At 40.3% G+C, this 7,581-nt stretch carries 5 protein-coding genes; 4 read left to right on the top strand and 1 reads right to left on the bottom strand.

Annotated elements, in window-relative coordinates:
• Nucleotides 1-197 precede the first annotated feature (197 nt).
• The 3 genes from WCS89_04190 to WCS89_04180 all read left to right on the top strand — a co-directional run bounded on the left by WCS89_04190 (nt 198) and on the right by WCS89_04180 (nt 2,099).
• Nucleotides 198-794, top strand: coding sequence for a phospholipase D-like domain-containing protein (locus tag WCS89_04190; GenBank protein MFA6554674.1), 597 nt, complete (start codon nt 198-200; stop codon nt 792-794).
• Nucleotides 795-796: 2 nt separating this feature from the next.
• Nucleotides 797-1,273 (top strand): hypothetical protein, encoded by a 477-nt coding sequence (locus WCS89_04185; protein ID MFA6554673.1) that lies wholly within the window; start codon nt 797-799, stop codon nt 1,271-1,273.
• 64 nt (nt 1,274-1,337) lie between these two features.
• A complete protein-coding gene (locus WCS89_04180; GenBank protein MFA6554672.1) occupies nt 1,338-2,099 on the top strand; it encodes a ZIP family metal transporter in 762 nt (253 codons plus the stop codon).
• A gap of 137 nt (nt 2,100-2,236) precedes the next feature.
• On the opposite strand, the gene WCS89_04175 is transcribed toward WCS89_04180, so the two are convergent.
• A complete protein-coding gene (locus tag WCS89_04175; protein MFA6554671.1) occupies nt 2,237-3,658 on the bottom strand; it encodes a transposase in 1,422 nt (473 codons plus the stop codon).
• Between the two features lie 1,980 nt (nt 3,659-5,638).
• Between WCS89_04175 and WCS89_04170 the strand changes: the two genes are divergently transcribed.
• Nucleotides 5,639-7,522 carry a cation-translocating P-type ATPase gene (locus WCS89_04170; protein MFA6554670.1) on the top strand — a complete coding sequence of 628 codons (1,884 nt, stop codon included), beginning with the start codon at nt 5,639-5,641 and terminating at the stop codon, nt 7,520-7,522.
• Nucleotides 7,523-7,581: the final 59 nt, after the last annotated feature.

Below are 7,581 nucleotides of genomic sequence, written 5' to 3'. Positions count from 1 at the left end.
GTTCCTTAACTATTAACTAATAATTACAACTTTGCATTTTGCACTTTTCACTTTGAACTAACAAAATTTACACTTCTTAATGTGGTTACATCCTGGATTCCCGCCTTCGCGGGAATGACACAGTGTGTGATACAATATCCCGCAAGTCCTGCCTAAAAAATTAGTAGAGAAAAGAGAGAGATAATTAAATAATAATTATGGAAATATCAATCCGACAGAAGTGCCGTTACTTTTTTGAGCATCCAAAGGAGTGGGTTACAAATCCGCAGAATTACAAACGACTGATTGTTTGGGTACTGATCTTTATTTGTATGTTTGGAATTAGTATAACGGTTGCAAATTATAGAGTGAGCTCTCAATTTAGAGTGGTCTATTCATTGGATAAAAGACAGAATGATCAGGAAATAATAAAGGTAATAAATAATGCCGATAGATATGTTTACTTTGCTATTTATTTTTTCACCAAGAAAGATATTGCTTCAGCATTGATACAAGCCAAGAAAAGGGGTCTGGAAGTTGTTGGTATTACTGATGCTGGTGCGAGTTTGGATAGTAATAAGAATATTGTTGAAGAATTACGGGAAGCGGGGATTGTGGTGGAAACTCAAAAGCATCCAGAAGGTATCATGCATATCAAAACAGTTGTGACTGATAAAGCTTATGCTTCTGGAAGTTACAATTGGACAGCTTCGGCGACTAATATTAATGATGAAATATTGGAAATTGGGACAAATGATGGTGTCAGAAAACAGTATTTGAATATTATTAAAAAAGTTTTGATTAAAAACCAGTAAATATGAATTACAATAAATTAAAAGAATTGTTTGTTAGATATAAGAAATATGCAATAGTTGGTGTAATTTTGGCGTTTATTCTAATAGTCTATGTTGTATCGTCTAGATCAGGTGATAATGAGATGCTCAAACTAAATTCTAGCGGTGATTATTCAAGTAAAAATGTAGGATTGAATAATAATTCTGGTACGGGAGAGATTCAGGAATATGATTACACAGAAGCGATGGATCATATTGGTGAAAAAGCGGTGGTGAAGGGAAAGGTGGTCAAAGTTTTCACTTCAAAGAGCAACACAACTTTTCTAGATTTTTGTCCGGAGTTTAATAATTGTTCTTTTTCGGCAGTTATATTTGCTTCGGATTTGAAGAAATTCAAAGATGTAAAAAGTTATGAAAGGGAGGTCAAGATTACTGGGCTTATCAAGTCTTATAATGGAAAAGCGGAGATTATTTTGGATGGGCCTGAGCAGGTGGAGTAGGGTGAGAGGTTTCAATTACGATACCCCCGGGGTATCAAACGTGTTATTTTGCTATAATACTCTTATGATAATAATAATCTCAATAGCCACGTTCTTGTCTACTTTGGCAGGTGGTCTCATTGCGCTTCGTTTCAAAGATAAGCTTCACCTCATCTTGGGTTTTAGTGCTGGCGCCGTTCTGGGTGTAGTTTTCTTTGACCTTATGCCAGAAGCTATAGAACTGGGTTCACAGTTTTATAATGTTGCTACTATTACTACGATATCAGCTATTGGTTTTATAGCGTATCTATTATTGGATCGTATGGTGATGTTACATTCTCATTCTGATCACGAACATGACGAAAATATTTCAAATGAAAATAATATAGCCTATACCGAAGGGAAAAATATTAAACGAGGTATTCTAGGTGCGGGAAGCCTCTCGGTTCACAGCTTTCTAGATGGTGTGGTTGTAGGTTTGGCTTTTCAAGTATCAGCCGTCATAGGTGCCGTGGTAGCTGTTGCGGTTTTGGTTCACGATTTTTCTGATGGAATAAATACAGTTAGTATGATTTTGAAAAATAAGGGGGAAGGGAAGCAAGCCTTCAAGTGGTTACTAGTGGACGCTTCGGCACCCGTACTTGGCGCGGTTTCTACAATGTTTTTCAGTCTTCCAGAGCAGGGTCTCAGTATTGTCCTCGCCCTCTTCTGCGGATTTTTCCTTTACATAGGTGCCAGTGACCTCATACCAGAGAGTCATCATTCTCACCCAAAGTTGCTCACGACCGTCATGACTTTGCTTGGAATAGGAGTTTTGTATGTGGCTATAAGGTTGGCTGGGGTGTAATGGGACTTTCCGGAAGCTTCACTTCCGGAAAGGAACTAAAAACCGCGTAGTGCATTATCATTTCTGATTTTGCATTACGCGGTGTATGTGGGGTAGAGCAACTATAGAATCAAGGGTGTCTTAACCCCACAAAAGAACTAAGCAGCTTTTTCTTCAGACGACTCATCGGTGGTATTACCACCGGATTCATCCGTAGCTGTTGCATCGTCGGTCGGACCATCTCCTGGATTTTCAACCGGATCGGTCGGACCGGTGACTACGAAGGGAATATTCGCCGAGTGAGCTTTTTCAAGTCTCCACCATTCGCCGAATAACCATTCAACAAACTCGCCGAGAGTCTTCCAGAGGGCCCTTTTTTGAATGTGGCCGTCCGTGTAATTCTTGATCTTTTTCCCTTTACTATTAACCACTTCCACTGGCACGGGATATTTGTCCCGGTAGTATTTTTTGTTCGTTAGGAGTTTGTTACCCCAAAACGTACCCTTTTTGACTTGCCGGTTGAATTGATCGCCAAGTAGGAACAAGGCTTGCCGGCAATCCGGATTCCAGTTCGAGGTCTCTCCTTTTCGGCGACGGGGGAAATGCCCGTCATTCATACAATGGACTCCACAAAACTTGCGAAGTTTCCATTTGGTTTCAAAACGGCGAATATCTTGAATCGCCGAGATGAGGCGGGACGCGATGGCTGGACCAATTCCAGAAACTTGTTTGAATACCTCCGTAAAAACAGGAAGTTCCATGCAAGCTTTATTCAGTGCTAGATCGGCCGAATGTTCTTCGGTGATAAGAGCTCCTAGTACCGCATCATTTGCGGCGATAGCATTGAATTCTTTCTCCAGAGCGCCTTCAGGATATTTTCCTTCAGCACTGCAGAAGATTTCTCCAATGAACCGCTGGCGGAGACGTTGCTCGCAGGCTATGCGAGCCTTCATCACGTCAATACGACGTTGATAGCATCCACGCATCCGAGTGAGTTTACGTTCCCGTACGAATACGGGATAAAACTTATCGGGCCCTGCCTTGACCATCTGTACTAGGACGAAGCTATCATCCAGAGTCTCATTTTTGGGATCAGTTTTTACCAATTCCAAACGAGCCTCTTTCAATTGAAACGGGGGACAGCGAAGGACTAGTGCACCAATCTCGTCTGCTTGACGGGAAAGGGCAAAAGCGAAGTTATCTCCAGAGCCACCGAGGCTCATGACGATCACATCACCTTTTTTGAGACCTTCATACGCGGCCGGAACTTTATCCGCCACGAATTTTTTGTTGTCCTCCGGATCCTTCTTCATGATGATGTGGTGTTCCTTGAAACCTTTCAAGTCTTCACCTTCCGTCACCTTGCGCCATTTGACTGGCATACACCCTAGGACGAAGTCTAATTCGGATTGTTCATCCGGGACTTCTAGCTTGGGTCTGAAAACCGATTCCCCACAATCATAGACTGCGAGGGTTGTCGGTCGCGATTCACGATCGGCCGTCGCTTTTACGCGAGGCACGATCCCAATGATGCGCGTGGCTCCTGCCAATTGCATCATCCATTCGTTTTTTGTCTTCATTTTTCTCTTCTTTCTTTTTTTAACCAGTCAACATTGAGTTGAACAGGTAACATTTATTTTCAAAGAGCGGTTGGTAGTTATTTATTCTGGCTAGCGAGGGTCGTGTGAATGTGTACTATATTCACAACGTCCGAGCGACGACAGAACAAACCGTAGTTTATTTGAAACACATGATGTGTAACCAACCGGGGGAATATTTCACCCCTCAAAATATGTAACTTCTACAGTTATTTACTTTGAGGGATGGGCAAGGAAACGCCGTCCTAGAAACATCGTCGTTATATCCTTGCCCTTGTTGAATGGGATTATCTCAATTTTAGAAACACAAACTCAATAAATCACATCCAACAAATTTTGGTGAGGTACACCATGCCTAGAAACATACCATCTCTAACCTCACCATGGAATTTCTTCCATAAATTGTAGTGGAATGGTTTGGTATTGTTATGCTAGAATCAATTTTGGGATAACCAAACCATCCACTAAAGACTGATGAAAATATTTTGGTACGCCCCGACTAGAAACAACGTATTACAAACCAAAACATTTTCATCATAAATTCTGCAAGACGATTACGTATAATTTAGAAACAATATCGCCATAAATCGCCCTGCACGGATTGGTAGCTTCGACCTAGAAACAAGTTTTTCCTAACCAATCCAAATTAACAAAGAACAAAATTAAGAAAGGGTTTAGGTAACGGCTAGAAACAGCTGCTGGTTAAAACCCCTTCGTAACGGATTACTCCGTAAATTTTGGTGAGGTAAGGGTTGCGTAGAAACACGCCGATTCTAACCTCACCATGGAATTTCTTCCATAAATTGTAGTGCGAAGTATGTTGGTAATCAAAGCATAAGAATATTTTCTTTTTAACCAACACACTTCACACAGGGCTGGTATATTTGGCTTAGAAGCGTCACGCCATTACTAACCAGTTGTCTAAAAATAGAGTAGCACGATACCGTTACATTGTCAAGCTATTTTGAACTCAATAACGGTCATAGATTTCACCCCTCAAAATATGTAACTTCTACAGTTATTTACTTTGAGGGATGGGCAAGGAATAGCGCTCTTAGAAGCATCCTTTTCTTATCCTTGCCCTTGTTGAATGTGATTAGATGCGTACAAGAAACACCCTAATTATAAATCACATTCAACAAATTTTGGTGAGGTAATCCAGCCATAGAAACAGTCTAGTTGTAACCTCACCATGGAATTTCTTCCATAATTAACAAAGAACAGAAATTAAGAAGGGGTTTATATCAATATTAGAAACAATCATGCATTAAAACCCCTTCGTAACGGATTACTCCGTAAAGTGTAGTGGAATGGTTTGGTATTGTCGTTCTAGAAACAACAAGCTGATAACCAAACCACCCACTAAAGACTGATGAAAATATTTTGGTATTCTCTGATTAGAAACACTTGATTACAAACCAAAACATTTTCATCATAAATTTTGCAAGACGATTATTCAGTTAATAGAAACAAATGGACCATAAATCGTCTTGCATGGATTGGTAGGTCAATTGTAATAATAGCCCCACTGTAACCAATCCAAATTAACAAAGAACAAAGTTTAACGAAGGGGTTTACTGGTAAACTAGAAACAACTCTCTCATAAAACCCCTTCGTAACGGATTACTCCGTAAATTTTGGTGAGGTATCGCGGAAATAGAAACACAGGACTCATAACCTCACCATGGAATTTCTTCCATAAATTGTAGTGTGAAGTATGTTGGTAGGCATCCATTAACATTAGAAGAGGATTAACCGACATACTTCACACAGAGCTGGTATACAGTATTTAGAAGCACCATCGGCCTAACCAGCTATCTAAAAAAAGATTAGCACGATAATTCTTATGTTGTCAAACCGGAGGTTACACCTCCGGAATGGTTCAATATCGAAAGCAAATGTTATTTTATATATAGATTATCTCGCTTCCGGAGGTGTAACCTCCGGTGCTATAATTACCACATGAATCCTGAAAACTCTAGATGGAGTGATTTTGAAGATAAATTTTTTCTTGTCTTTGATATCCTGCTCATTGCTCTTACCGTCATATTTCTCGGCATGTCATTCTTTTTACATGAGACATGGTCAAACCTATTCTTGGCTGGAGTTTCATTCTTGGGACTTTTGCCAGTAGCTTGGAGTGCACTCAAATCTCTTTTCAAGCGTCAGGTATCAGTTGATCTATTAGCTTCTATTGCCCTCATTTTTTCATTACTTTCAAAGGAATGGTTCTCTGCGTCTTTTATCACACTCATGCTCGCTTTTGCTAGAATCTTTGATCATATTACCGAAGCGCGTACGAAAAAGACCATTCAAAGTTTGATGAAGTATCACGTTGAATGGGTCAGAGTTCAAATAGGGGAAACAGTTAAGGATATTCATATAAAAGAAGTTAAACCCGGAGACCTAGTCATCGTCAATGCAGGTGACAGGATGCCTGTTGATGGAATTATCCAATCTGGATTGGCTGATGTGGACGAGTCGTCTTTGACTGGTGAAAGCGAATTGGTTTCAAAAAGGCCTGGTGACAAAGTATTTACATCAACGGTGAATGAATCGGGTTCTTTGATTGTCAAAGCAGAAAAAGTTGGAGCCGATACGACTTTGGCACACATCATCACTTTGGTTGAAGAAGCTAGTAGAAACAAAAGTCAGGCCGAGCGCACTGCTAATACATTCACGAAGTGGTATATAGGATTGGCATTGTTGAGTACAGTCACAATGTATTTACTCGGTTTGGATATGAAAGTTATCTTGGCGGTATTGTTGGTCGTTTGCGCTGATGATATTGCCGTCGCTGTACCATTGGCTTTCACTGCCGCTATCTCTAGGACTGCTAAGAGAGGAGTAATAGTGAAGGGTTCAGCCGCTTATGAACAACTCTCAAGAATGAAATATGTCTTGACTGATAAGACCGGAACTTTGACCAAGGGTCGTCCAAAGGTTGTAGATCTCAAAGCTTATGGAAAATATTCCAAGGAAAAAGTCTTGGAACTTTTTGGAATGGGTACATCCGAATCAAAACATGCTGTCTCAAAAGCTATTGCCGATTATTTGAAAGATAAAAATGTAAAGGTTCATGCACCACATGAATCAAAAGAAATTTCTGGTCAAGGTGTTTCATTTAGTCATGATAATGACAAAATGTTCATCGGTCGTCTTTCTTTCCTTGAAAAAGAAAATATTCCTGTTGCGGATGAAATTAAAAAAGATATTGATATGGAGAAAGATAGCGGTCGCGGTATTGTAGTTTTGTCTATAAATGGAGAAACAGCCGGACTGGTTTCTTATGTAGATGAACTACGTCCAAGGATGAAAGAGATCATTGATGAGACCAAGATCCTCGGTGTGAAGGAGTGGCATATGCTCACTGGTGACAATGAAAAAACTGCGCGTATGGTAGCAAGTGAGCTTGGTTTGACTCATCCTCATGCCAATATGACTCCAGAAAGTAAAGTTGAATTTGTACGCAAGTTTCAGAAGGAAAGAAAGAAAGGTGAGATCGTTGCTTACATCGGTGATGGTGTGAATGATGCTGCTTCCTTGGCTTTGGCTGACGTCTCTATTGCTATGGGTGGTATCGGTTCTGATGCTGCTATTGAAGCATCCGATATTACGATTATGCATGATCATTTGGATCGTCTACCTATTATCATGAAGACAGCTCAAAATGTTAAGAATATTATGTGGCAATGTTTTGCTATTTGGGCCATCACAAATATTATTGGTCTCGGTTTGGTTTCTTTTGGTCTCATCGGTCCCGCTGGCGCCGCTGCTTACAACTTCATTACAGATTTTATTCCAATAGGAAATGCGCTACGGGCGGGAAGAATCAAGAATTCTTAATTTTTGTTGTGTCATTCCCGCGAAGGCGGGAATCCATGGTTACCACAAAATGAAGCAAT

It is taken from the genome of Candidatus Paceibacterota bacterium (assembly GCA_041666915.1).
In the GTDB taxonomy this organism is placed as follows: domain Bacteria; phylum Patescibacteriota; class Minisyncoccia; order Phycocordibacterales; family PALSA-1337; genus C7867-002.
This window is presented reverse-complemented; position numbering and strand designations above follow the sequence as displayed.